The organism is Actinoplanes awajinensis subsp. mycoplanecinus (genome assembly GCF_001509495.1).
Taxonomy (GTDB): domain Bacteria; phylum Actinomycetota; class Actinomycetes; order Mycobacteriales; family Micromonosporaceae; genus Actinoplanes; species Actinoplanes palleronii.
In genome coordinates, this window is the sequence record NZ_LLZH01000267.1 from 1 (window position 1) to 213 (window position 213).

Here is a 213-nt window from a genome sequence, read left to right on the forward strand (position 1 = left end):
TCATGCCTGCATTCTCACTCGTGTAGCGTCCACGGCTGGATCACTCCGCCGCTTCACCCGCTACACGACGCTCCCCTACCCATCCACACACCTGGACCAGCCGAACAAGTCGACCAGCCGGGTAAAGTATGAATGCCACAGCTTCGGCGGTGTGCTTGAGCCCCGCTACATTGTCGGCGCGGAACCACTTGACCAGTGAGCTATTACGCACTC

Annotated in this window: 1 rRNA gene; it reads right to left on the reverse strand. The window is 59.6% G+C overall.

The features are described 5' to 3' along the window. Positions 1–213, reverse strand: a 23S ribosomal RNA gene (locus ADL15_RS25500); the annotation flags it as partial.